The organism is Tsukamurella strandjordii, assembly GCF_039525985.1.
In the GTDB taxonomy this organism is placed as follows: domain Bacteria; phylum Actinomycetota; class Actinomycetes; order Mycobacteriales; family Mycobacteriaceae; genus Tsukamurella; species Tsukamurella strandjordii.
The window spans coordinates 119405-143910 of sequence record NZ_BAAAII010000013.1; the positions used below are offsets into that span (position 1 = coordinate 119405).

The 24506-nt window shown below is 70.0% G+C and carries 24 protein-coding genes and 2 pseudogenes; 16 read left to right on the forward strand and 10 right to left on the reverse strand.

The features are described 5' to 3' along the window. Positions 1–102 precede the first annotated feature (102 nt). From ABD108_RS20710 to ABD108_RS20730, 5 genes are all read left to right on the forward strand, one after another. Positions 103–963, forward strand: coding sequence for an ABC transporter permease (locus ABD108_RS20710; protein WP_220658185.1), 861 nt, complete (start codon positions 103–105; stop codon positions 961–963). Further along, positions 960–2000, forward strand: a complete 1041-nt coding sequence (locus tag ABD108_RS20715; RefSeq protein ID WP_220658186.1) for a taurine ABC transporter substrate-binding protein — start codon at positions 960–962, stop codon at positions 1998–2000. The genes ABD108_RS20710 and ABD108_RS20715 overlap by 4 nt, the downstream gene beginning before the upstream one ends. Beyond that, positions 1997–2782, forward strand: a complete 786-nt coding sequence (locus ABD108_RS20720) for an ABC transporter ATP-binding protein (RefSeq protein ID WP_220658187.1) — start codon at positions 1997–1999, stop codon at positions 2780–2782. Before ABD108_RS20715 ends, ABD108_RS20720 begins: the two co-directional genes overlap by 4 nt. Before the next feature lie 114 nt (positions 2783–2896). Next, a complete protein-coding gene (locus ABD108_RS20725; RefSeq protein ID WP_220658593.1) occupies positions 2897–3670 on the forward strand; it encodes an isoprenyl transferase in 774 nt (257 codons plus the stop codon). A gap of 116 nt (positions 3671–3786) precedes the next feature. Further along, entirely contained in the window at positions 3787–4794 is a 1008-nt protein-coding gene (locus tag ABD108_RS20730) for an oxygenase MpaB family protein (RefSeq protein ID WP_220658188.1), read from the forward strand. A 10-nt stretch (positions 4795–4804) separates the two neighbouring features. Here ABD108_RS20730 and ABD108_RS20735 read toward each other — a convergent pair whose 3' ends face one another. Further along, the gene (locus ABD108_RS20735) at positions 4805–5416 is read right to left on the reverse strand and encodes a TetR/AcrR family transcriptional regulator (RefSeq protein WP_343931279.1); all 612 of its coding nucleotides are present in this window, start codon (positions 5414–5416) and stop codon (positions 4805–4807) included. Between the two features lie 23 nt (positions 5417–5439). Then, positions 5440–6363 (reverse strand): type I pantothenate kinase, encoded by a 924-nt coding sequence (gene coaA / locus ABD108_RS20740; RefSeq protein WP_220658190.1) that lies wholly within the window; start codon positions 6361–6363, stop codon positions 5440–5442. 87 nt (positions 6364–6450) lie between these two features. On the opposite strand from coaA, the gene ABD108_RS20745 reads away from it, so the two are divergent. The 7 genes from ABD108_RS20745 (at position 6451) to ABD108_RS20775 (ending at position 14985) form a co-directional block, all read left to right on the forward strand. Beyond that, a complete protein-coding gene (locus ABD108_RS20745; protein WP_343931280.1) occupies positions 6451–7680 on the forward strand; it encodes a DUF885 domain-containing protein in 1230 nt (409 codons plus the stop codon). A gap of 30 nt (positions 7681–7710) precedes the next feature. Then, a complete protein-coding gene (gene glyA, locus ABD108_RS20750; protein WP_343931281.1) occupies positions 7711–9009 on the forward strand; it encodes a serine hydroxymethyltransferase in 1299 nt (432 codons plus the stop codon). A 74-nt stretch (positions 9010–9083) separates the two neighbouring features. Continuing rightward, the gene (locus ABD108_RS20755) at positions 9084–9914 is read left to right on the forward strand and encodes an acyl-ACP desaturase (protein ID WP_220658193.1); all 831 of its coding nucleotides are present in this window, start codon (positions 9084–9086) and stop codon (positions 9912–9914) included. A 198-nt stretch (positions 9915–10112) separates the two neighbouring features. Further along, complete coding sequence (gene phoH2 / locus ABD108_RS20760; RefSeq protein WP_255585684.1) at positions 10113–11477, forward strand: RNA 5'-3' helicase PhoH2; 1365 nt, start codon at positions 10113–10115, stop codon at positions 11475–11477. Positions 11478–11540: 63 nt separating this feature from the next. Further along, positions 11541–11888 carry a PadR family transcriptional regulator gene (locus tag ABD108_RS20765; RefSeq protein WP_220658195.1) on the forward strand — a complete coding sequence of 116 codons (348 nt, stop codon included), beginning with the start codon at positions 11541–11543 and terminating at the stop codon, positions 11886–11888. Continuing rightward, a complete protein-coding gene (locus ABD108_RS20770) occupies positions 11885–13213 on the forward strand; it encodes a permease prefix domain 1-containing protein (protein WP_343931282.1) in 1329 nt (442 codons plus the stop codon). Before ABD108_RS20765 ends, ABD108_RS20770 begins: the two co-directional genes overlap by 4 nt. 77 nt (positions 13214–13290) lie before the next feature. After that, on the forward strand, positions 13291–14985 hold the full coding sequence (locus ABD108_RS20775) for a fumarate hydratase (RefSeq protein ID WP_305112816.1): 1695 nt from the start codon (positions 13291–13293) through the stop codon (positions 14983–14985). A gap of 8 nt (positions 14986–14993) precedes the next feature. Here ABD108_RS20775 and ABD108_RS20780 read toward each other — a convergent pair whose 3' ends face one another. Then, positions 14994–15590, reverse strand: coding sequence for a class I SAM-dependent methyltransferase (locus tag ABD108_RS20780; RefSeq protein ID WP_220658198.1), 597 nt, complete (start codon positions 15588–15590; stop codon positions 14994–14996). A gap of 80 nt (positions 15591–15670) precedes the next feature. Further along, entirely contained in the window at positions 15671–16327 is a 657-nt protein-coding gene (locus ABD108_RS20785) for a hypothetical protein (RefSeq protein ID WP_220658199.1), read from the reverse strand. 158 nt (positions 16328–16485) lie between these two features. Here ABD108_RS20785 and ABD108_RS20790 point away from each other — a divergent pair, with 158 nt between their 5' ends. After that, on the forward strand, positions 16486–17034 hold the full coding sequence (locus tag ABD108_RS20790; protein WP_343931283.1) for an NPCBM/NEW2 domain-containing protein: 549 nt from the start codon (positions 16486–16488) through the stop codon (positions 17032–17034). A gap of 6 nt (positions 17035–17040) precedes the next feature. On the opposite strand, the gene ABD108_RS20795 is transcribed toward ABD108_RS20790, so the two are convergent. Both ABD108_RS20795 and glpX read right to left on the reverse strand, forming a co-directional pair. Next, a complete protein-coding gene (locus ABD108_RS20795; RefSeq protein WP_305112810.1) occupies positions 17041–18459 on the reverse strand; it encodes a class II fumarate hydratase in 1419 nt (472 codons plus the stop codon). A gap of 66 nt (positions 18460–18525) precedes the next feature. Further along, entirely contained in the window at positions 18526–19548 is a 1023-nt protein-coding gene (gene glpX, locus ABD108_RS20800) for a class II fructose-bisphosphatase (RefSeq protein ID WP_220658202.1), read from the reverse strand. 121 nt (positions 19549–19669) lie between these two features. On the opposite strand from glpX, the gene ABD108_RS20805 reads away from it, so the two are divergent. Continuing rightward, on the forward strand, positions 19670–20287 hold the full coding sequence (locus tag ABD108_RS20805; RefSeq protein ID WP_305112808.1) for a DUF4245 domain-containing protein: 618 nt from the start codon (positions 19670–19672) through the stop codon (positions 20285–20287). On the opposite strand, the gene ABD108_RS20810 is transcribed toward ABD108_RS20805, so the two are convergent. From ABD108_RS20810 to ABD108_RS20820, 3 genes are read right to left on the reverse strand one after another with little or no spacing between them, the layout of a single operon-like run. Beyond that, positions 20288–20500: an exodeoxyribonuclease VII small subunit gene (locus ABD108_RS20810; protein WP_220658204.1), complete on the reverse strand. Its 213-nt coding sequence runs from the start codon at positions 20498–20500 to the stop codon at positions 20288–20290. Further along, complete coding sequence (xseA, locus tag ABD108_RS20815) at positions 20497–21801, reverse strand: exodeoxyribonuclease VII large subunit (RefSeq protein ID WP_343931284.1); 1305 nt, start codon at positions 21799–21801, stop codon at positions 20497–20499. The genes ABD108_RS20810 and xseA overlap by 4 nt, the downstream gene beginning before the upstream one ends. After that, positions 21798–22436: a lipid droplet-associated protein gene (locus tag ABD108_RS20820; protein ID WP_305112804.1), complete on the reverse strand. Its 639-nt coding sequence runs from the start codon at positions 22434–22436 to the stop codon at positions 21798–21800. Before ABD108_RS20820 ends, xseA begins: the two co-directional genes overlap by 4 nt. 60 nt (positions 22437–22496) lie before the next feature. On the opposite strand from ABD108_RS20820, the gene ABD108_RS20825 reads away from it, so the two are divergent. Both ABD108_RS20825 and ABD108_RS20830 read left to right on the forward strand, forming a co-directional pair. Further along, the gene (locus ABD108_RS20825) at positions 22497–23447 is read left to right on the forward strand and encodes a 4-hydroxy-3-methylbut-2-enyl diphosphate reductase (RefSeq protein ID WP_220658207.1); all 951 of its coding nucleotides are present in this window, start codon (positions 22497–22499) and stop codon (positions 23445–23447) included. A 40-nt stretch (positions 23448–23487) separates the two neighbouring features. Further along, a pseudogene (locus tag ABD108_RS20830) lies at positions 23488–23616 on the forward strand (DivIVA domain-containing protein); the annotation flags it as partial. A gap of 54 nt (positions 23617–23670) precedes the next feature. Here the strand turns inward: ABD108_RS20830 and ABD108_RS20835 are convergent. Beyond that, positions 23671–24506: pseudogene (locus tag ABD108_RS20835) on the reverse strand (hypothetical protein); the annotation flags it as partial.

Consider the following 24506-nt stretch of genomic DNA (forward strand, 5'->3'; position numbering starts at 1 on the left):
GAAAAACCCACTCCGATCGAAACCCTGTACCAGCATGGTGAGATCTGGAAAGGTCACGTCACCGTGCCGCCCGACGAGGGCCGGCCGGACGAGAGGACGTTCATGGCTGGAGAGCCCCCGCTCCTGCGGGTGAAGAACGCCGTGATCGAACCCCTCCCGGAGGCGGTCCGCTCGTGGCTCGTGCGCATCACCGCGCTCATCGCCTTCCTGGCGGTGTGGTGGCTGATCAGCGGGCTGCACCTGATCGACGAGAAGTTCCTGCCCACCCCGGCCTCCGTGTGGCAGGCCGCGGTGCGGGCCAGCACCTGGCACCAGGTGGCGCCCGGTGTCCCGCGCGAGGTGCTCGGCGAGCAGAACTACTTCCTCTGGGAACACCTGGTGGCGAGCCTCCAGCGGATCTTCGCCGGCGTGGGCGCCGCGATCATCCTGGGACCGCTGCTGGGCTTCGCCATGGGAACCTCGAAGACCATCAACACGATCATCGAGCCCTACCTGAACTTCCTGCGCGCACTGCCGCCGCTCGGCTACATCGGCCTGCTCATCGTGTGGTTCGGCATCGGCGACACCAGCAAGATCTGGCTGCTCTTCCTCGCCGCCTTCCCGGCCATCGCCATCTCCACCGTGAACGGCGTGCAGGGCGTGAGCCAGGACCAGATCAACGCCGCCCGCGCCCTCGGCGCGAACCGGCTGCAGACCATCCGCGGCGTGATCGTCCCGGCCACCCTGCCCGAGGTCATCAACGGCATCCGCATCGCCGTGGGCTTCGCCTGGACCACCGTGGTCGCGGCCGAACTCAACAACGGCATCCCCGGCATCGGCGGCCTCGCCTACCTCGCCGGGCAGCAGCTCAACACCCCGCTCACCATCGCCTGCATCATCGTGATCGGTGTGACCGCGCTGCTGCTGGATTCGCTGATCAAGTGGATCGGCCTGCTGGCCGTTCCGTGGAAGGGGAAGGCATGAACCGCCTGACCGCCCTCAAGGCGGCCGCCCTCGTCGGCGTGGGGCTCACGCTGTCCGGCTGCATCGTCGAGTCCGGCCGCGCCGAGCAGTCCCGCTCGATCGGTGGCGCCACCCCGTGCCCCGTGGCGGTGGACCCGTCGGTCACCGGCACCGTCCGGATCGGCTGGCAGGAGATCCCCAACGGCGATCTCATCGTCAAGGACACCGGCCTGCTGAACACCTGCCTGCCCAACGTGAAGACGGTGTGGAGCAAGTTCTCCTCGGGCGGCGACGTGATCCAGGCCTTCGGCGCCAACTCGCTCGACATCGGGTTGCTCGGCAGCGCGCCCGCCGCGAAGGCCCTGAGCGCCCCGCTCAACATCGACATGAAGGTGATCTGGATCCAGGACCGGATCGGCGCCGCCGAATCGCTCGTGGCCAAGGATCCCGCGCTGAAGACCGTGGCCGACCTCAAGGGCAAGCGGATCGCCGTGCCCTTCGCCTCGACCGCGCACTACAGCCTGCTGACCGCGCTGGACAAGGCCGGCGTCACGGACGCCCAGGTGATCAACCTGGCCCCCGACGCCATCCGCGGCGCCTGGAACGGCGGCCAGATCGACGCCACGTACATCTGGGAGCCCACGCTCAGCCAGCTCAAGGGCAGTCCGCTCACCGACAGCGCGAAGGTCGCCGAGCAGGGCGCTCCCACCTTCGACCTGGAGGGCGCACGCGCCGACTTCGTGCAGAACAACGCGGCCTTCCTCAAGGTGTGGAGCGCCGCGCAGGGGTGGGCCGCGAACCTGCTCAACACCGATCCGAACAAGGCCGCCGAGCACATCGCCGGCCAGCTCGGCGTACCGCTGGAGCAGGTGCTCACCCAGGTCAAGGGGTACGCCTACTTCGATAAGGCGACGCAGGCCGGACCCGACTACCTGGGCGGCCAGCTGGGCGCCGATATCCGCAGAACCGCGGAATTCCTGCTGCAGCAGGGACAGGTGCAGGGCGTCGGCTCGGCGCAGCACTACACCGACGGCGTGTACGGAGAGGCAGCGAAGTGAGCGAGACCGAACGCGTCGAACTGACCGGCGTCGGCAAGACCTACGACACCGCCAGCGGCCAGACCGTGGCCCTGCAACCGACCGACCTGACCATCGAGCCGGGCGAATTCGTCTCCATCGTCGGACCGTCGGGCTGCGGCAAGACCACCCTGCTGCGGCTCATCGCCGGATTCGAGGACCCCACCGAGGGCGTCGTCGAGGTGGGCGGGTCGAAGGTGACCGCACCGTCGGCCGACCGCGGCGTGGTCTTCCAGGCCCCCACCCTGTACCCCTGGCTGACGGTGCGCGGCAACGTCGAGTTCGGGCCCAAGGTGAGCGGCGTGGGCAAGACCGAGCGCCGTGAACAGGCACAGCGGCTGCTGGACCTGGTGGGGCTCGGCGACTTCGGCGACAAGCGGCCCTACGAGCTGTCCGGCGGTATGCAGCAGCGCGCACAGATCGCGCGGGTGCTGGTCAACGATCCGGCGATCGTGCTCATGGACGAGCCCTACGGCGCGCTCGACGCGCTCACGCGTGAGCGGCTCCAGGTGGACCTGCTGAAGATCTGGCGCAACGCCGGCAAGACCATCGTCTTCATCACCCACTCGGTCGAGGAGGCGGTGTTCCTGAGCACCCGCGTGCTGGTGATGAGCGCGCGTCCCGGGCGCGTGGTGATCGACCGGAAGGTGGAACTGCCGGGCGACGGGCCCGATGTGGTCCGCGACCCCGCGGTGACCGGTACGCCCGAATTCCAGGCGCTGCGCACGGAGCTGGCGGCGGCGATCTACGCCGCGCACGACTGAACCACCCGGGAACCCACAGGTTCCAGCGGTAGGGTTGCTCCCGTGGTGAGTGCCCCCAGACTGCCCGCGTCGCTGCGCTCCGTGTCGCTCCCGACCGGGCCTGCACGCAAGCTCGTGGCCCCCGCATACGCGCTGTACGAGCGGCGCCTGATCAGCGATCTCACGTCCGCCTACCGCGACGGTGCGCAGCGCCCGCGGCACGTGGCCGTGCTCTGCGACGGCAACCGGCGGTGGGCGCGGGCGGCCGGATTCGACGATGTGAGCCACGGCTACCGCATGGGCGCGAAGAAGATCGCCGAGATGCTGGGCTGGTGCGACGAGGCCGGCGTCGAGTTGGCCACCATCTACCTGCTCTCGACCGAGAACCTGCAGCGCGACCCCGAGGAGCTCGCGGCCCTGCTGGAGATCATCACCGATGTCGTGGAGGAGATCTCCGGGCCCGACAAGAACTGGTCGGTGAAGATCGTGGGCGCCATGGAGCTGCTGCCGCCCGATGCGGCGCGCCGGCTCACCGAGGCGGCGCAGGGCACCGTGGGGCGCACCGGCACGCACGTCAACGTGGCCGTGGGCTACGGCGGGCGCAAGGAGATCGTGGATGCGGTGCACTCGCTGCTCGACGAGAAGCTCGCGGCCGGCGCCACCGCGGAGGAGCTGGCGGACGCCGTCACCGTCGAGGGCATCGATCAGCACCTGTACACCTCCGGCCAGCCCGATCCCGATCTGGTGATCCGCACGTCGGGGGAGCAGCGACTGTCCGGATTTCTGTTGTGGCAGAGCGCGTACAGCGAGATCTGGTTCACCGAGGCCTACTGGCCCGAGTTCCGGCGGGTGGACTTCCTGCGCGCGCTGCGCGATTACGCGGCGCGGCACCGTCGATTCGGTGCCTGACCTGGCTCTGAACCCGCCCATGTGAGTGGATTCGAGAAATTTCTATCAATCGCCATGGTGATGCGCGCCACGCGCTGTTACGATTCATATATCAGTCGTAACACCGAGGAGGCGGCATGACCCAGCTGGCGGAACCCGAGAGCCGGACCGAGACCGTTCGTGCGCCGGAGCGCTACGGGCCGCGATCGCAGTTCATCGACCCGCTGGGGATGAGCGGCACCGTCGCCGGCCAGTGGGCGTTCCTGCCGATCAACGGCGCGGCGTTCGTGATGCAGCTGATGCATCCCGTGATCGGCGACATCGTGGGGGAGTTCAGCGTCGCGTACACCGACCCGGTGGGTCGCGCGATCCGGTCGATGGATTCGGTGCAGCGCTGGTACTTCGGCGAGGACGCCGCCGTCGAGGAGGGTTACCGGCTCCGCGCGCAGCATCAGCCGCTGCAGATGCGCAACGCCGAGGGCAAGCACATCAGCGCGCTCAATCCGGAGGCCTACGGCTGGGTGATCGCCACGGGAACGGTCACGGGCATCGATTCCCTGCCGCGCAGCCTCGGCCGCCCGCTCACCGATGCCGATGTCCTGGAGATCTTCGACGACTCCCGCAAGATCGCCGCGATCGTCCAGGTGCCGGACGGTGCCGTCCCTTGGGAGCCGGACGCCTTCGACCGCTACTACGAGGACATGCTCACGAAGCTGGTCGCGCACCCCGGCGCGCTGCAGTTCCTCGACGACTTCGCCCACGGCAACCCGCCGCTGCCGCCGGAGGCGGGCCCGTTCCTCCGTGCGATCGAGCCGGTGCTCAAGCCGATCGGCGTCTCGGTCAACCGCGCGGTCTACCTGCTCACCGTCGGGGTACTGCGGCCCGAGGTCCGTGAGATCCTCGGCGTGGGGTGGACACGCCGCGAGGAGTATCTCTACCGAGCGGTGACCGCGGCGATCCGCCAGGCGTACAAGGTGATTCCCGAGCGGGTGGGCTACACGCCGCTGGCGTACTACGCCCGCGGGAAGGCGCGTGCCCTGCGTGCCATGAAGCAGCGGGACCTGCCGGACTTCACCGCGTTCCAGCGCGAGCGCACCCCGGAGCAGCGCGCGAAGTCGCCCTCCGCCGGTTGCCCCTTCGGCTGACGCTCGGGGCTCACCGCGCCAGGGGGACGAGGGCCGTGCGCGCGTAGGCGCGTGCGGCCTCCTCGTCGCCCAGGTCGAACGGTGCGGGCTCGATCGCGAAGCAGGCGGTGGTGATCCGCACCAGTGCGTCGGCGCGGATCTCGGTGCCGCCCTCGGAAACCGCGCCGGACTCCTGCTCCTGCACCATGATCGCGGTCACGAAGCGGATGCCGTGGCCCACCAGATCGAGCCGCTCGTCGGCGAACAGCGCCGCCCGCTCCTCGGGGGAGGAATCGGGGAACAGGGTGCGCCCGAACCGGCAGCACAGCACGAACACCTCCTCGATCCGTTGCGCCACATCGGGAGTGGTGGCCACCACCTCGGCGGTCTGGACGAACAGGCGGCCCAACGACCAGGCGAGCGCCGCGGCCAGGATGTCGTCCTTGGAACCGAACCGGCGGAACAGGGTCATCCGGCTCATCCCCGATTCGGCGGCGATCGCATCCACCGTCACCTTGCGCGTACCGGCCGTGGCGAGCGCCCGGAGTGCGGCGCGGTAGACCCCGGCGTCGGCATCGCTGACATCGGAGTGCGTACCGGCGCGGAGCAGCAGTTCGGGCAGGGATGCGCCGGGACGGGTCATGACAGCTGATCGTAGGCGGGGGATCAGAGCTTGCGCAGGCGCACGCGATTGATCGAGTGGTCGGAGTCCTTGCGCAGCACCAGGGTGGCCCGCGGCCGGGTCGGCAGGATGTTCTGCACCAGGTTCGGCCGGTTGATGCCCGCCCAGATGCCCTCGGCGCGGTCGCGCGCCTCGGCATCGGACAGGTCGGCGTAGTGGTGGAAGTGCGACTGCGGATCCGCGAACGACGTGGTGCGCATCGACAGGAAGCGATCGACGTACCACCGCTCGATGTCCTCGATCCGCGCGTCCACGTACACCGAGAAGTCGAACAGGTCCGAGACCATCAGCCGCGGCCCGGTCTGCAGCACGTTGAGCCCCTCGACGATCAGGATGTCGGGGCGCCGCACGTGGATGAACTCGTTCGGCACGATGTCGTAGAGCTGATGCGAGTACACCGGCGCCGTGACGTCCTCCGCGCCCGACTTCACCGCGGTCACGAACCGCAGCAGTGCACGGCGATCGTAGGACTCGGGAAATCCCTTGCGGTGCATGATGCCGCGCCGTTCCAGTTCGGCGGTGGGGTAGAGGAAGCCGTCCGTGGTCACCAGATCCACCCGCGGGTGCGAATCCCACCGCGCCAGCAGTGCCTGCAGCACACGGGCCGTGGTCGATTTGCCCACCGCCACCGAGCCCGCGACACCGATCACGAAGGGCACCTGGCCCTCGTGCCGCTGCTCCCCGAGGAAGGTGGCCGTGGCCGCGTACAGCCGCTGTCGCGCCGCCACCTGCAGATGGATCAGACGGGAGACGGGGAGGTAGACCTCGGCCACCTCCGCGAGGTCGATCTGCTCACCCAGGCCCCGCAGGTGCGACAGGTCCTCTTCGGTCAGCGACAGCGGCGTCGACTGCCGGAGCTCGCGCCACTGCGCGCGGTCCAACTCGATGTAGGGGCTGGCTTCGCTCACGAGACGACTCCGTGGCGCGCCGGGGCTGACATGTTCTCAGTCTGGCACGCGCGCTCGGCCCCGTCCGCACGGCAGTATCCTGCGGGCATGCGCGAGCTCACCGTCACCGACCGCTACCTGCGCCTCGGCCTCCGTTTCGACCGGATCGAGGAGGGCTTCGTGGACGCCTACTTCGGCGATCCGAAGCACCGCCGGTCGGTGGCGCAGGAGGCGCCGCCGACCCCCGCCGAACTCGCCGCCGCGGCCCGCGATCTGCTGCGCGACATCGAGGCCGATACCGCGCTGGGCGAGCAGCGCCGCGAATTCCTGCGCGGTCACGTGGCCGCGCTGGCCTGCTCGGCCCGCAAGTTCGACGGTGCGCCGATCGGCTTCGTCGAGGAGGTACGGGCCTACTTCGACGTGGACATCGCCCCGCACGACACCGCCGACTACGAGGCCGCCCACGCCCGCCTCGACGAACTGCTGCCCGGCCCGGGGTCGCTGTCCGAGCGGATGGCCGAGCAGCGTGCCCGGTTCCTCGTCCCGAAGGACCGGGTGCCCGAGGTGGTCGACGCGCTCGCGGGTGCCCTGCGCGATGTGGTGCGCGCGCGGTACCCGCTGCCCGAGGCGGAGACCGTGTCCTTCGAGATCGAACACGACAAGCCCTGGTCCGGATTCAACTACTACCTGGGCGATTACGCCTCGCGGGTGGCCGTGAACGGCGATCTGCCGCAGTACCTGTCGTCCTTGCCGCACCTCATCGCGCACGAGGCCTACCCCGGCCACCACACCGAGCACTGCCGTAAGGAAGACCTGCTCGTGCACGGCCAGAACCAGCCCGAGCAGACGATCTTCCTCGTCAACACCCCGCAGTGCCTCATGGCCGAGGGCCTGGCCGACCACGCGCTCGGCGCCGCGATCGGCCCGGGCTGGGGCCGCTGGGCGCAGGAGATCTACGCCGACCTCGGGCTCGCCTTCGACGGTGAGCTCGCCGAGGCGATCTCGGTGGCCTCCGCCGGGCTGCTGCACGTGCGACAGGACGCCGCCCTGCTGCTGCACGACCGCGGCGGCACCGACGACGAGGTGATCGCCTACCTGCGGCGCTGGGGCCTGGCCACGGAGACCTCGGCGCGGCAGTCGCTGCGCTTCCTCAGCTCCCCGCTGTGGCGCGCCTACATCAGCACCTACGTCGAGGGCTACGCGCTGCTCGGCTCCTGGCTCGACCTCGCCGAACCGGGTCCGGCCCGGCTGGACCGCTTCGGGCGCCTGCTCGACGAGCCGCTCACCCCGTCGGCCCTGCGTCGCGAGCTCGCCGCCGTAGCACCGGCCGCCGGGTGACGGGCGTCATGGGCCGCTTAGGATGAGCTCATGAGCGATTCCAGCGTGAACTCCGCGTCCCTCGCCGAACTCGACCCCGAGGTCGCCGCCGCCATGAACGGCGAGCTCGCGCGCCAGCGGGACACGCTGGAAATGATCGCCTCGGAGAATTTCGTGCCGCGTGCCGTGCTCCAGGCCCAGGGCTCCGTGCTCACCAACAAGTACGCCGAGGGCTACCCCGGCCGCCGCTACTACGGCGGCTGCGAGTACGTCGACGTGGTGGAGGACCTCGCCCGCAACCGCGCCAAGGAGCTGTTCGGCGCCGAGTTCGCCAACGTCCAGCCGCACTCCGGCGCCCAGGCCAACGCGGCCGTGCTGCAGGCGCTCATGGAGCCGGGCGAAACCCTCATGGGCCTGGACCTCGCGCACGGCGGACACCTCACCCACGGCATGCGCCTGAACTTCTCCGGCAAGCTCTACGAGAACGTCTTCTACGGCGTCTCCAAGGAGGACCACCGGGTGGACATGGACGAGGTGCGCAAGATCGCCCTCGACTCCAGGCCCAAGGTGATCGTCGCCGGCTGGTCCGCGTACCCGCGGCAGCTCGACTTCGCCGCCTTCCGCTCCATCGCCGACGAGGTGGGCGCCCACCTGTGGGTGGACATGGCGCACTTCGCCGGCCTCGTCGCCGCGGGCCTGCACCCCAGCCCCGTCCCGCACGCCGACGTCGTGTCGAGCACTGTGCACAAGACCCTCGGCGGTCCCCGCTCCGGCATCATCCTGGCGAAGCAGGAGTGGGCCAAGAAGCTCAACTCCGCTGTCTTCCCCGGTCAGCAGGGCGGCCCGCTCATGCACGTGATCGCCGCCAAGGCCGTCGCCCTCAAGGTGGCCGCCACCGAGGAGTTCCGCGAGAAGCAGGAGCGCACTCTCGAGGGCGCCAAGATCCTGGCCGAGCGCCTCGGCGCCCAGGACGTGGCCGATGCCGGCATCACCGTGCTCACCGGCGGCACCGATGTGCACCTGGTGCTCGTGGACCTCCGCAACAGCGACCTCGACGGCCAGCAGGCCGAGGATCTGCTGCACGAGGTGGGCATCACGGTGAACCGCAACGCCGTGCCCTTCGACCCGCGCCCGCCGATGGTCACCTCCGGCCTGCGGATCGGCACCGCCGCGCTGGCGAGCCGCGGCTTCGGTGCCATGGAGTTCACCGAGGTGGCCGACATCATCGGTACGGCACTCGCCCTGGGCAAGTCGGCCGATCTGTCCGCGCTGCGCGCCCGCGTCTCGGCGCTCGCGCTCGAGATGCCGCTGTACGAGGGCCTGGAGGACTGGGGCCTGCTCTCGCGCTGAACCCGGGTTTCGGGTACCCGTAGGGCCCTACCTGGGATTTGAAGGCCGGGTAGCGGCTGCTCTACAGTGTCCGGGTGACTTCCACCACCTCCGAGGACGACCTGACTCTCGCCATCGACAAGGCGCTGCCGGACATCCGTGCCGCCTACGTCGAGGCGGGTGACGCATGGCAGCCCCACGATTACGTTCCGTGGGACGACGGTCGCAACTACGCCTTCCTCGGCGGCGAGGACTTCGCTCCGGCGGACGTGAAGGTGCACCCGGTCGTGGCTCACGGCCTGGTCCTGGGTCTGCTGACGAAGGATCACCTGCCGTCGTTCCACCGGCTGCTGGCGCAGCACCACCTCATCGATTCCGACTGGGGCAAGTTCGTCGGCCACTGGACCGCCGAGGAGAACCGCCACGCCATCGCGCTGCGCGATCACGTGGTGGTCAGCCGCACGTTCGACGTCGAGCAGCTGGAGGCCTGGCGCCTGGAGGCCGTGACCCGCGGCTACCGGCAGTACGAGGGCACCCGTGACGAACTCCACGTGGCCGAGCAGATCGCCATGGTGATGACGCACGAGGCGCTGTCCGCCGACTACTTCGACCGGCTCGCCGACTTCGCCGAGAAGGCCGAGGGCACGCCGGCCGGGCTCGTGACCACGCTGCGCAAGATCGCCGCCGACGATCGGGTGCAGCTGCAGTACTGGGTCGAGCTGTTCACCGTGGCCCTGGACGTCAACGAGGGCCACGCCAAGGACGCCCTGCTGGGCCAGGCGCGCGTCGTCTCGGCCATCGGCGCCGAGACCGCCGAGGGCCTGGACGAGTCGCGCCGCATCGTGGTGGACGCCGAGATCGCGACCGCCGAGCGCGACCGTGAGCTGATCAACGTGCTGCTCGCGCGCTGGGGTCTGGCCCTGTAGTACCGCCGTAACGAACTGTTCACGAACGCGCCGCGCAGCCTCCGAGCCGCGTGGCGCGTTCGGCGTTAGTTTGGCGGTGACGGATTGCGGGGAAGCATTTCGTCCCGGGAGGTTCCAACCGTGACTGGTTCACCAGTTCTCACGAGAGGGCCGGCCCCGGTCCTCGTCCTCGCGGCGTAGCAGACCTACGCAGCGACGATGTTTGGAACCGGCCGGCCGCAGCTACACGCTTGCGTGGGCGCCGCGCAGGCTAGGAGCGTCACCGTGACCACCACTCGGACCTACGTTCTCGACACCTCCGTCCTGCTGTCCGATCCCTGGGCCATCACCCGATTCGCCGAGCACGATGTGGTGCTCCCGCTCGTGGTGATCAGCGAACTCGAGGGCAAGCGCCACCACGCCGAGCTCGGCTGGTTCGCCCGCGAATCGCTGCGCATGCTCGACGATATGAGGCTCGAGCACGGCCGCCTCGACCAGCCGATCCCCACCCCGGGCGGCGGCACCGTGCAGGTGGAGCTCAATCACATCGACCCGTCCGTGTTGCCGGTGGGTTTCCGGACCGGGACCAACGACGCCCGCATCCTGGCCTGCGCCCTGAACCTGCGCGCCGAGGGCAAGAACGTGACGCTGGTGTCGAAGGACATCCCGCTGCGCGTCAAGGCCGGCGCCGTGGGCCTGACCGCCGACGAGTACCGCGCTCAGGACGTGGTGACCTCCGGGTGGACCGGTATGGAGGAACTCGAGGTGGCGTCGCAGGACATCGACGCCCTGTTCGCGAACGGTGTGATCGATCACGACGCCGCGCGGGAACTGCCCTGCAACACCGGAGTCCGGCTGCTGGGCGGCACCTCCAGTGCACTCGGCCGGGTGACCGCGGACAAGCAGCTGCAGCTGGTGCGCGGCGATCGCGAGGCCTTCGGCCTGCACGGCCGCAGCGCCGAACAGCGTGTGGCCCTGGATCTGTTGCTCGACGAGTCCGTGGGCATCGTCTCCCTCGGCGGCAAGGCGGGCACCGGTAAGTCGGCGCTCGCCCTGTGTGCGGGCCTGGAAGCGGTGCTGGAGAAGCGGACTCAGCGCAAGGTGGTGGTCTTCCGGCCGCTGTACGCCGTGGGCGGCCAGGACCTGGGCTATCTCCCGGGCACCGAGAACGAGAAGATGGGGCCGTGGGCGCAGGCCGTCTTCGACACCCTCGATGGGCTCGCCTCGCCCGAGGTGATGGACGAGGTGATGTCGCGCGGGATGCTGGAAGTACTGCCGCTCACGCACATTCGCGGCCGGTCGCTGCACGACTCCTTCGTGATCGTCGACGAGGCGCAGTCGCTGGAGCGCAACGTGCTGCTCACGGTGCTCTCGCGGCTGGGCGCGGGCTCGCGGGTGGTGCTGACCCACGATGTGGCGCAGCGCGACAACCTGCGCGTCGGCCGGCACGACGGTGTGGCCGCGGTGATCGAGAAGCTCAAGGGGCACCCGCTGTTCGCGCACGTCACGCTCACCCGCTCCGAGCGTTCGCCGATCGCGGCGCTGGTCACCGAGATGCTGGAGGAGTTCGCCCCCGGCGCCTGACCGTTGCCGTACCTAGAACCACAAGGTATACCTGTACCTAGTGGTTCTAGGTATGGAGGTCGCGTGCACATCGACAAGGATCTGGTCGCCGCATCGGCGACCCCGCTGGTGCTCAGCATCCTCAGCCGCGGCGACAGCTACGGGTACGCGATCCTCACCCGCGTCCGCGAGCTGTCCGGCGGCCGACTGGAATGGTCCGACGGCATGCTCTACCCGCTGCTGCACCGGCTCGAACGGCTCGGCCACGTGGAATCCCGCTGGGAGATCGCCGACACCGGCCGCAAGCGCAAGCACTACGCGATCACGCCCGCCGGGAGCGAGGCGCTCGCGGACCGTCGGGACCAGTGGCGGGTGGTCAGCGCGGCCCTGGACGGCATCTGGTCCGACGGTGCGCTCCCGGGGCCGGCATGACGGGCCCGGTGGACGCCCAGATCCGGCAGTGGCGCGGCTACCTCGAGGGTCGGCGCCGTCTGCGCTCCGACGAGGTGGACGAGCTCGAATCGCATCTGCGGGATCAGATCTCGGACCTCGAGGCGCGCGGGCTCGACGGTGAGGAGTCCTTCCTCGTGGCGGTCAAGCGGATGGGGGCCGCCGATGCCGTGGCGCATGAGTTCGCCCGCGAACACTCCGACCGGCTGTGGAAGCAACTCGTGCTGGGCAGCGCCGACGAGGATTCCGGCCGCCCCGCCGAACTACCGGTGGTCCTCGCGCTCGGCGCCGGAGCCGGACTGTCCCTGCTCGCGGTGCTGTGGCTGCTGGGCGATGCGGCGCCCAAGTTCGCGGCCTTCGCCGTCGCGCCGTTCCTGGTTGCCTACTTCGCGTTCAAGCGCGCGATGGACGTCCGGGCGGCCGCAGCGGTGATCGGCGCCTTCGCGGTGGTCGCGGCGCTGATCGCGGTGTACCCCTTCCGGTCGGGCGGGTCCACCGAGGTCCTCACCGTGCTGGCCACCCCGGTGGTGCTCTGGTTCGGGGTGGGGGTGGCCTACACGGGTGGCGCGTGGCGATCCGCGCCCCGGCGCATGGACTTCGTGCGGTTCACCGGCGAATTCGTCATCTACTTCCTGCTGATCGCCCTGGGCGGCGGTGCGATCACCGCCCTCACGATCAACGCGCTGGGCGCCGTGGGCCTGAACGCCGAATCCGTGATCACCGAGTGGCTCCTGCCGGTGTGCGTCGGCGGCGCCGTCCTGGTTGCGGCCTGGCTGGTGGAGGCGAAGCAGGAGGTGATCGAGAACATCGCCCCCGTGTTGACCCGGATCTTCACCCCGATCACGCTCGTGATGCTGATCGTGGTGCTGGGCGCCTTCGCCTCGCGCCCCGGCCTGGTGGGCGCCGATCGCGATCTCCTGGTTCTGATGACCGCGGTACTGGTGCTGGTCGTCGGCCTACTGCTGTACGCCGTCTCGGCCCGCGATCCTCGGCGCCGGCCCGATGTCTTCGACCGGCTGCAGGTGGCGCTCGTGGTCGCCGCGATCGCCGTGGACCTGGTGGTGCTGGTCGCGATGATCACCCGCACCGCCGAATTCGGCTCGTCGCCGAACAAGGCCGCGGCACTGGGCCTGAACCTCGTGCTGCTGGTGATCCTCGCCGGGGCCGCAGTGCTGGGCGCCGGGTTCGTGCGGGGCCGCAGGGAGTTCGCGGAGATCGAGCGCTGGCAGACCGGCACGCTCCCGGCCTACGCCGCGTGGGCGGCGATCGTCGCCCTGGTCTTCCCGCCCGTCTTCGGATTCGTCTAGCGCACCGTCGGGCGTGGTCGCCGCAGGTAGGGCAGCCTAAGCCGCGCCGTCGATATCTCGAGGAATACCCTCGGAGGGTGACTTCGTCCAGCCCCGAATTCATCTATTCCGATCTGCTCCCCATCGGTCCCGATTCGACGCCGTACCGGCTCATCACGACCGAGGGCGTCTCGACCTTCGAGGTCGACGGGCAGAAGTTCCTCAAGGTGGCACCCGAGGCACTGCAGCAGCTGACCGCGGAGGCGATGCACGACATCAGCCACTACCTGCGGCCCGCCCACCTGCAGCAGCTGCGCAAGATCATCGACGATCCCGAGGCCTCGGGCAACGACCGCTTCGTGGCGCTCGACCTGCTCAAGAACGTCAACATCTCCGCCGGCGGCGTGCTGCCGATGTGCCAGGACACCGGCACCGCCATCGTGATGGGCAAGAAGTCCGAGGGCGTGCTCACCGGGGTCGAGGACGGCGAGTGGATCTCCCGCGGCGTCTACGACGCGTACACCAAGCTCAACCTGCGGTACTCGCAGAACGCGCCGATCACCATGTACGAGGAGAAGAACACCGGCACCAACCTGCCGGCCCAGGTGGAGATCTACGCCACCGAGCAGGGCCCGAAGGGACCGGAGTACAAGTTCCTGTTCATGGCCAAGGGCGGCGGCTCGGCCAACAAGTCCTTCCTGTTCCAGGAGACGAAGGCGATCCTCAACCCGGACCGCATCCTCACGTTCCTCGACGAGAAGATCCGCTCGCTGGGCACCGCGGCCTGCCCGCCGTACCACCTGGCGATCGTGATCGGCGGCACGTCGGCCGAGTTCGCTTTGAAGACGGCGAAGTACGCCTCGGCGCACTACCTGGACGAGCTGCCCGAGACCGGTTCGATGGCGGCGCACGGCTTCCGGGACAAGGAGCTGGAGGAGAAGGTCTTCGAGCTCACCCAGTCCTTCGGTATCGGTGCGCAGTTCGGCGGCAAGTACTTCTGCCACGATGTGCGCGTGGTGCGGCTGCCGCGGCACGGCGCCTCGCTGCCCGTGGCGATCGCGGTGTCCTGCTCGGCGGACCGTCAGGCCCTCGGCAAGATCACCGCCGACGGCGTCTTCCTGGAGCAGCTGGAGACCGATCCGGCGCAGTACATGCCGGACGCCGGTGTCGCGGAGGACATCGAAGGCGGCGCGGTCGTGGAGATCGACCTGAACCGGCCGATGCCCGAGATCCTCGCCGAGCTGTCGAAGTACCCGGTGAAGACCAGGCTCTCGCTGACCGGCCCGCTGGTCGTGGCGCGCGATATCGCGCACGCCAAGATCAAGGAGCGGCTCGACGCGGGCGAGGAGATGCCGCAGTACCTCAAGGACCACCCGGTGTACTACGCCGGCCCGGCGAAGACGCCCGAGGGCATGGCGTCCGGCTCCTTCGGCCCCACCACCGCGGGCCGGATGGACAGCTACGTCGATCAGTTCCAGGCCGCCGGCGGCTCGATGGTGATGCTGGCCAAGGGGAACCGCTCGAAGCAGGTCACCCAGGCGTGCGATAGCCACGGCGGGTTCTACCTCGGCTCCATCGGCGGCCCCGCCGCCCGGCTGGCGCTCGACTGCATCAAGAGCCAGGAGATCATCGAGTACCCCGAGCTCGGCATGGAAGCGGTGTGGAAGATCGAGGTCGAGAACTTCCCGGCCTTCATCGTGGTCGACGACAAGGGCAACGACTTCTTCACCGATCCCTCGGGTGAGGTGTCGATCCCGCTCAGCGGCATCCGGGTCCGCTCGAAGGAACGGTAGTCCCAGGCTCAGGCCGGGCGGAGGATGGTGACGGCGAAGTCCGCGCCGTCGTGCCAGGGCTTGATGTCCCAGGTGGCCAGGCGCAGATCCGTGCGCAGGCCGGCGTCGGCGGCGTAGCGGTCCAGCTGCTGCGGGCTCAGTCCGCGGTCGGTGTGGAAGCCGATCACGGCGAAGCCCTCGGGCTTCAGGTGCTTCCGGAAGTTCCGCAGCACAGCGGTTTCCGTTCCCTCCGCCACGAAGACGAGCACGTTGCCTGCGCACACGATGGCGTCGAAGGGCTCGGCCTCACCTTGCGCGGGCAGATCGAGCGCCGACAGATCCTCGACGATCCAGTGCGGGCCCGGGTGGTCGGCCTGCGCGGCCGCGATGAGCTTCGGGTCCACATCGACGCCGACCACGTCGTGGCCCACCGAGTGCAGGTAACCGCCGACCCTGCCGGGCCCGCAGCCGGCGTCCAGGATGCGCGAGCCGCGACCGACCATCGCGTCCACGAACCGGCCCTCACCGGACAGGTCCGCGCCCTCGCGGGCCATCGAGCGGAACCGCTCGATGTACCACTCGCTGTGCCCGTCCTTCGTGTCGGTGAACCATCGCGGAGTGCTCATGGACTCGAACCTACCCGCGGAGCCGAAACGAGCGCCGGGCCGTGGATGCTCTCCCGGCCCGGCGCTCGACGGTGCGGCGACTACTCGCCGTGCAGGACCTCGATGGCCTTCTTCTCGATATCGGTGTCGGTGGCGGCACTGAGATCGATGTAGCCGGAGCCGGCGAGGTGCTCGGCCACCTGGGGGTGGTGGCTGCGCAGCCGCTCGATGAACTCGGCGCCGATGTCCGACTTGCCGCCGCCGTGGCCGAGCACCACGAAGGACTGCTCATCCTCGGCGAGGGTCGCGGCGATCTTGTCGAAGTAGGTGACCAGCACCTGCTCGTCGTCGTTGCCGGTCTTGCGCTCCACGGCGCGCATCCGGCGGGCCCGCGGGTCGCTGTTGCGCAGGTCCTTCTCCTCCTTGGAGGTGCGCGCGGAGTCGAGGTCGTAGTCGATCAGCCGCGCCCGCTTGGTGTCGATCGCCACCACCAGCAGCGTTCCCGCATCGGAGGTCTCCTGGGTGGCACGCAGCAGCGGCCGGGCGCGCTCGATGTCGTCGATGGACACGACGTCGTTGTGAGGACGGTGGAACAACACGCGCTCGTTGTTGATGTGGACCACCAGACGATCGCCCTTCTCGTACTCCACGCTGTCCGCGACGTCGTCCCAGACGTGGACGAAGTCCTTCCACTTGAGCTGGCGCGGCGCCGGGTTGGAGAGGATCTTGGCGATGGTCTTACGAGTATGCGCGTTCACGGTCACCCTTCGATCGATTGTTTGCGATCCAACCTAGCGGGTCGGGGCGGATCGGGCGACCTACGACCTATCGGCGTACTTCGGCGGCGCGGGTCGAGGCGCCGCGCACCGTCGGCGCGCGCACTAGGCTGTTCGGCGTGAAAAGAGGAAGGCCGCTCATGCCGATCGCGTGCGCCCTGGCGCTCGCCGTCGCCGGGTGCGGTTCGCAGTCCTCGGCGAGCGACGGCGCGCACCGGACGGAGCACGGATCGAGCGCCGTGGCCGCACCTGCGTCCGCAGAGCGCGCGACGCCCACCGGGACGCCGCTGTACGCGCGGCTCTCGTCCGCGAACGCCGGCGGCGACACGGGGCGCGCCCTCACCGCCGTCCTGGGCGGCGCCACCTACCCCGGTGCGACCGGCATATGGGTGGGCTGCGAGGGCACCGCGTCCACCGCGATCTACCGCCTCGCAGGCGAATTCAGCACCCTCACCGGCACTCTCGGCCTGCAACCGCACACCCCGGAGGAGCTGCAGGTGCGGATCGAGATCCTGGTCGACGGTCAATCGCGATTCGCACAGACACTGGACCGTGACGATCAGCCCGCGGCACTGGCGATCCCCCTCGCCGGAGCCGCCTCGCTGACCGTCTCGGCTCTCGCCACCGACGGCAGATGCACTCCGGCCGGCACCCCGTACGGGGCGATCGGCGCGGCATCGCTCACCTGACCGGCGTCAGCGCTTGCGGTCGACGTTCGCCATCTTCAGCACGTCCAGCCGGCTGTCGAGCTCCTCGATGGAGAGCTTGTCGCCGATCAAGCCGCGGTCGATCACCGTCTGGCGAATCGTCTTGCCCTCCTTGAGCGCCTGCTTCGCGACGGCGGCCGCCTCCTCGTAGCCGATGGCCGAGTTCAGCGGCGTCACGATCGACGGCGACGATTCGGCCAGGGTGCGCAGCCGCTCCTCGTGCGCCTGCAGGCCGGCGATGCACTTGTCCGCGAACAGGACCGAGACATTGGTCAGCAGCTTCACCGACTCCAGCACATTGCGCGCCATCATCGGGATGTACACGTTGAGCTCGAAGGCGCCGTTACCGCCGCCCCACGCCACCGCCGCGTCGTTGCCGATCACCTGCGCGGCGACCTGCGTCACCGCCTCGGGCAGAACGGGATTCACCTTGCCGGGCATGATCGAGCTACCGGGCTGCAAATCGGGCAGCGCGATCTCGCCGAGGCCGGTGAGCGGGCCGGAACCCATCCAGCGCACATCGTTGGCGATCTTGGTCAGCGAGATCGCCACCGTGCGCAGCGCCCCCGACAGCTCCACCAGGCCGTCGCGCGCCGCCTGCGCCTCGAAATTGTCCTTGGCCAGGGTGATCTCCTCGACCCCGGTCAGCTTCACCAACTCGGCGACCACCTTGCTGCCGAAGTAGTCCGGAGCGTTGAGGCCGGTGCCCACCGCCGTGCCGCCGATCGGCACCTCACCGACCCGGGGGAGTGTGGCGCGCACCCGCTCGATCCCGGCCTCGACCTGCCGCGCGTAGCCGCCGAACTCCTGGCCCAGCGTGACCGGCACCGCGTCCATCAGATGGGTGCGGCCCGATTTCACCACGGTGCGCCACTGCTCCGCCTTCGCGGCGAGCGCGGCGTGCAGGTGCTCCAGCGCCGGGACGAGCGAGGTGACCGCGGCCTCCGTCGCCGCCACGTGGGTGGCGGTGGGGAAGGTGTCGTTGCTGCTCTGCGACATGTTCACATCGTCGTTCGGGTGCACCTGCACCCCCTTCGCCGCCGCGATCGAGGCGATCACCTCGTTGGCGTTCATGTTGGAGCTGGTGCCCGAGCCGGTCTGGAAGACGTCGATCGGGAACTGATCGTCGTGCTCGCCGTCGGCGATCTCCTGCGCGGCCGCGATGATGGCCTCGGCCTTCTCCGGGTCCAGCAGTCCGAGGTCCTTGTTGACCTGCGCACACGCCGCCTTCAGCAGCCCCATGGCGCGGATCTGCGCGCGCTCGAGCGGCCGGAAACTGATCGGGAAGTTCTCCACCGCGCGCTGCGTCTGCGCGCGCCACAGGGCGGCCGCGGGGACCCGCACCTCACCCATGGTGTCGTGTTCGATCCGGTACTCGCCCTGCGGCGAACCATCATTCTTAGCCATACCTAAGACAGTAACCCCGGCGCCACGGCCGGGGTTACTGGATGTGTGCTACTTCTCGCGGAGCGGTCAGCTCTCGCCGAACATGGGCGCGTAGGTCTTGAGCTTGCCCAGGCGGTGCGTGGCGTCCACGATCCGGACGGTGCCCGACTTGCTGCGCATCACGATCGACTGCGTGGTGGCGCCGTCGGCGCGGTACTTCACGCCGCGGAGCAGATCGCCGTCGGTCACGCCGGTCGCGGCGAAGTAGACGTGGTCGCCGCGCACCAGATCGGTGGTGGTGAGCACCTCGGTCGGGTCGATGCCCAGATCCGCCAGGCGCTGCTTCTCCTCATCGGAGCTGGGCGCCAGGGTGCCCTGGAACTCGCCGCCCATACAGCGCAGCGCGGCCGCGGCGATGATGCCCTCGGGCGTGCCGCCGATGCCCACCAGGATGTCGGTCTTCGCCTCCGGGCGGGCCGCGGCGATCGCGCCGGCCACGTCACCGTCGGAGATGAGCCGCACGATGGCGCCGGTGGCCCGGATGTCGGCGATCAGCTGCTCGTGCCGGGGGCGGTCGAGCACCGTCAGGGTGACATCGGAGACCTTGATGCCCTTGGCCTTGGCCACCTTCGCGATGTTGTCGGCGATCGGGGCCTGGATGTCGATCACGCCGGCGGCCTCGGGGCCCACGGCGATCTTGTTCATGTAGAAGACGGCCGACGGGTCGTACATCGCGCCGCGCTCGGCCACCGCGAGCACCGCGATCGACCCGGGCATGCCCTTGGCCATTAGGGTGGTGCCGTCCACCGGGTCCACGGCGACATCGGTCGACGGGCCGAAGCCGTTGCCCACCTCTTCGCCGTTGTAGAGCATCGGGGCTTCGTCCTTCTCGCCCTCGCCGATCACCACGACGCCGCTCATCGACACCGTCGAGACCAGCTGCCGCATCGCGTCCACGGCCGCGCCGTCGCCCGACTCCTTCTGGCCGCGACCCACCCAGCGTCCCGCGGCCAGCGCGCCCGCCTCGGTCACTCGCACCAGCTCCATCGCGAGATTTCGATCCGGCGCGATGGGGGTCGAGGTGGTGCCGTCGGCGTGCGTATCGGACATGCGGATCCCTTCGTCAGGTTGACGGTGACGCGCCCACGCGCCCCGGCTCGGGGCTGATTCTTCCATGCCCTGATCGATGCCGCCTCGACGGCCGATCCGGGCCTTCGGGATACTGGAGACCGTGGCACAGAAACCCCGTATCCTGCAGAGCCGTCGCGACCTGGTGCTCACCATGGTGCCCTTGATCGCGCTGTGCCTGCTCGCCGTGTTCGCCTCGCAGAACTTCCTGTTCGGTTTCGGTGCCGATCCGAAGGACGAGACGGTCGCGGCGATCGACCCCAAGCCGGTCTACGAACTGTCGGCCGCGAACCTCGGATTCCCCGTGCGGATGCCGGCGGGCGAGGGCGTCGCCAATGGGGTACCGGAGAGCTGGAAGGCCACCGCCACCCGCGATCAGCAGATCGCCGGCGGCACCGTGTTCACCGTGAATTACGTGACACCGGAGAAGAACTCGCTGCAGCTCTCGCAGTCCAACGCACCGGCCGACGCGGTGGTGGAATCGGTGTACGGCAGCAAGACCAAGCCCAGCGGCAGCATGCCCGTCGGGGGACGCACCTGGCAGGTGTACGGCCCCAACGACAAGGGCCGCAACGCATGGTCGCTCGACCTCGACGGCACCGTCCTCGTGCTCTACGGCGGCGCCACCGTGCCGCGGTTCACCGATCTCGCGAGCCTGGTCCAGGATCAGGCGCCGCTGCCGCGCACCGCGGCACCGTCGCCCCTGCCCGGCCCGCGCTAGTCAGTCCGCCTCGCCGAGCGCCTTCTCGATGCGCTCGCGGGCGCCCGCGAGATGCTCCTCACAGCGCTTGGCCAGGGCCTCGCCGCGCTCCCACAGGTTCAGCGACTCGTCCAGGTCGAGTCCGCCCTGTTCGAGCATCCGCACCACCTCGGACAGCTCATCGCGGGCCTGCTCGTAGCCCAGCTCGGCCACGGGCGTCACATCGTCGCTCACTCGTCGGTCTCCTCGGTGTTCGTCGCCAGTCTCTCCACGCCCATCACGGCCGCCTTCGCGGCACCGTCGGGCAGCCGGACCCGCAGCTGGGTGCCGGGCGCGATCTCGTCGATGCCACGCACCACCGGGTTCTCCCCGTCGGGCGTCACCTTCTGCACGATCGCGTAGCCGCGCGCCATCGTCGCCGCCGGGCCCAGCGCCGTGAGCCGGGCCGCCAGGTGCCGCACACCGTCGGCCTCGCGGTCCAGCAGCCGGCGCACGTCCCGGCGCACGTCCCGGCGCAGCCGGTCCACCTCGTCGGCGCGGTCGTCGACCAGGCGGTGCGGGTGCGCGAACGCGGGCCGGGAGCGGATCGCCTCCAGGGCGCGTACCTCGCGACCGACCCAACCGCGCAGGGCGGCCGCGGCACGATCGCGCAGCTCGGCGACCCGGTCCCGCTCGGCCAGCACGTCCGGGACCACCCGCTTGGCGGCGTCGGTGGGGGTGGCGGCCCGCACGTCGGCGGCGAAATCGCACAGCGGATTGTCGGGCTCGTGCCCGATCGCGGAGACGATCGGCGTGCGTGCGGCGTGCACGGCGCGGCACAGGGCCTCGTCGGAGAAGGGGAGCAGATCCTCCACGCTGCCGCCGCCGCGGGCCAGGATGATCACGTCCACCTCGGGATCGGCGTCCAGCGTGCGCAGCGCGGTCAGCAGCTGGGGCACCGCCGTGGGCCCCTGCACGGTGGAGTACTCGGCGCGGATCCGCACATCGGGCCAGCGGCCCTCGGCGATCGACCGCACATCCCGTTCGGCGGCACTGGCCCGCGCCGTCACCAGCCCGACGGTGCGCGGCAGGAAGGGAAGCGGCCGCTTGAGCCGCGGATCGAACAGGCCCTCCGCGTGCAACAGCTGCCGCAACCGCTCGATCCGGGCCAGCAGCTCACCCACGCCCACGGCGCGGATCTCGGTGATCCGCAGCGACAGGCTGCCGCGTCCGGTCCAGTAGCTGAACTTGCCGCGCACAATCACCTGGGTGCCCTCGGTGAGCGGCACCTCGGACCGATCGAGCACCGCCGGAAGACAGGTGACCTGCAGCGAGACGTTCGCCGACGGATCGCGCAGCACCAGGAACGCGGTGCCGCCACCGCGCCGGTTGAGCTGCGTGATCTGGCCCTCGACCCACACCTCGCCGAGGCGGTCGATCCACTGCGCGACCTTCATCGAGACCACGCGCACGGGCCAGGGCTGCTCCGCGGTCGATGCGCCGCCGCTCGCCGCGCCGGGCTGTGCCGTGTTCGGTTGGGCCGGGGGAGTCGTCACCGATTCAGGCGGTTCTCGAGCATCGTGAGGAACGGGGCCCGCGCCTTGTGCTCACGCTCGAAGGCCAGCAGCGCCGCCAGATCGTCGCTCGACAGGCTCGCGAGCCGGCCGCGCAGCTGCGCGAGGGTGAGCTCGGGGTAGTCGAGCCGGCGCACCGCATCGGGCAGGTCCAGGTCGGCGGTGTCCGGACCGGGTGCGGCCGCCGACGGTGCGGGGGAGCTGTAGAGCGCGTACCGTCCGGCGCCCGACGGTGCCGCCTCCGGCTGCTCCGGCTCCGGGGCACTCGTCGCGGGCGCCTCCTCGGCCTTCTTCTCGGCCTTCTCCGCACCGGGGCGCACCGTGCCGAAGGGCACGGCGGGCGGGGACGGGAGATCGACGTCGACGTCCTCGTCGTCGTCGAAGGTGGCCCATTGCGGCTGCTCCTCCTCCTTGGGAGGGAAGATCGTCTCCAGGGTGTGATCGCCGCGCACGGCGAGCTCGGCCAGGTCCTGCTGCATGCGGATGAACGCCTGCGCCGACATGCTGCCCAGCGTGATCGGCGCGCTCACGGCGCCCGATGCGATCTCCTGGCCCTTCTCGGCGGCCAGCGCCACGGCCCCGACCGCCACGCGGAGCACGAACGGTAAACGACTCATGCCCTACAGGGTGCCTCATCGGGGGTCTCATCACACCGCCAGGTGCCGTAGCCTGGAGACATGACTTCTGGCAAGCGCGTCCTGTTGGCCGAGCCGCGCGGCTACTGTGCCGGCGTCGATCGAGCGGTCGAGACGGTCGAGAAGGCCCTCGAGAAGCACGGCGCCCCGGTGTACGTGCGCAAGGAGATCGTGCACAACCGGCACGTCGTGGAGACGCTGCAGGACAAGGGCGTGATCTTCGTCGACGAGACCGACGAGGTGCCTGAGGGCTCGCTCCTGGTGTTCTCGGCGCACGGCGTCTCGCCGGCGGTCCACGAGGGCGCCGCGCAGCGCAGCCTGCGCACCATCGATGCCACGTGCCCGCTGGTCACCAAGGTGCACCAGGAGGCCAAGCGGTTCGCGCGCGATGATTTCGACATCCTGCTCATCGGTCACGAGGGGCACGAGGAGGTCGAGGGCACCGCGGGTGAGGCGCCGCAGCACGTGCAGCTCGTGGACGGTCCGGACGCGGTCGACAACGTCACCGTCCGCGACGAGGACAAGATCGTCTGGCTCTCGCAGACCACGCTCTCGGTGGACGAGACGATGGAGACGGTGCGCCGCCTCCGCGAGAAGTTCCCCAAGCTGCAGGATCCGCCCAGCGACGACATCTGCTACGCCACCCAGAACCGTCAGGTGGCGGTTAAGGCCATGGCTCCCGAGTGCGATCTGGTGATCGTGGTGGGCTCGCGGAACTCGTCGAACTCGGTGCGGCTGGTCGAGGTCGCGCTGCAGGCCGGCGCCCGCGCCGCGCACCTGATCGACTTCGCCCGGGAGATCGATCCGGCGTGGCTGGACGGCGTGCAGACGGTGGGCATCACCTCGGGCGCCTCGGTGCCGGAGATCCTGGTCAAGGGCGTGGTCGAGTACCTCGCAGACGAGGGCTTCGGCCAGGTCGAGACGGTGACCACCGCCAACGAGACGCTGGTCTTCGCGCTGCCGCGCGAGCTGCGTCCGCGCGCCAAGGCCTGATCGTTATCCGCGATCGCGGACATGCAATATAGTTGATCGTATGAATCCTCTGACGCCGGACGAGGTCCGCGGGGTCGCCTTCAGCAAGCCGCCGATCGGAAAACGCGGCTACAACGAGGACCAGGTCGACGCCTTCCTCGATCGGGTCGAGGAGTCCCTCCGGGAGTTGCACGCGCGGCTCGCGCGCTACGAGGGCCGTTAACGCCCGTCGTAGGCTCGGTCGTCAGTCCTTGTAGCGGTGCCGGCGGATCTGCCGCGGCACCGAACCCGACGAGCCGTCGTCCTCGAAATCGGCCCGGTAGTCCGTCTCCACCGGCTTCTCGTCCTGCACCGGCCGGTACCGCGGCGCGCGGTAGTGCTCGTACTTCCCCGGCAGCGACGGCGCGTCCTGACCGCGGCGACCCGGACGATCGGCGTCCCGCGACAGGCTCGGCAGATCGGGCTGGGCGGCGCGGCCACCGGACACCCGGGGCAGCGACGCGTAGTCGTCGCGCGGGAGCCGGGGGCGTTCGCGCTCGGCGCGCGGCTTCGACGGGGGTTCGACATCGCGGGCCCGATCGAGATCGCGGGCCTCACGGCGGTAGTCGCGCGATTCCGGCCGGGGGATGGCGCGCCGGGGGCCCGACTGCGGCTCGCGGGCGGCGACCGCATCGCGATCGGCGTCACGGAACCGGGGCGGGCGGGGCGCATCCCGCTGCACGCGGCGCGGCGCTTCCCGCGGCTCCCGCACATCACGCTCGCGCAGCGGATCCCTGCGGGCGACCAGCGGACCGTCGGTGAGCGGCCGCGGCCGGGGCTGACGCCCGGAATCGGTGCGGCGGTCCTCGGCGTCGGGGCGGGCGACCGGGGGACGCGGGGGCAGCACGGAGTCGGGCCGCACCACACGGTTGCGTTGGGTGGACGGTGCCGCGGGCTCTTCGCGTCGCGGCGTCGCGCGCGGCGGCACCGGATCGACGGCGTCCCGGACGGGACGGCGCGCGGAGCGCGGCGCCGACGAGGCGGCCCGCGACTGGTGGCGCTCGGTGCGGCCGGCGGTGCCACCGGGGGCGGCCAGCGCGG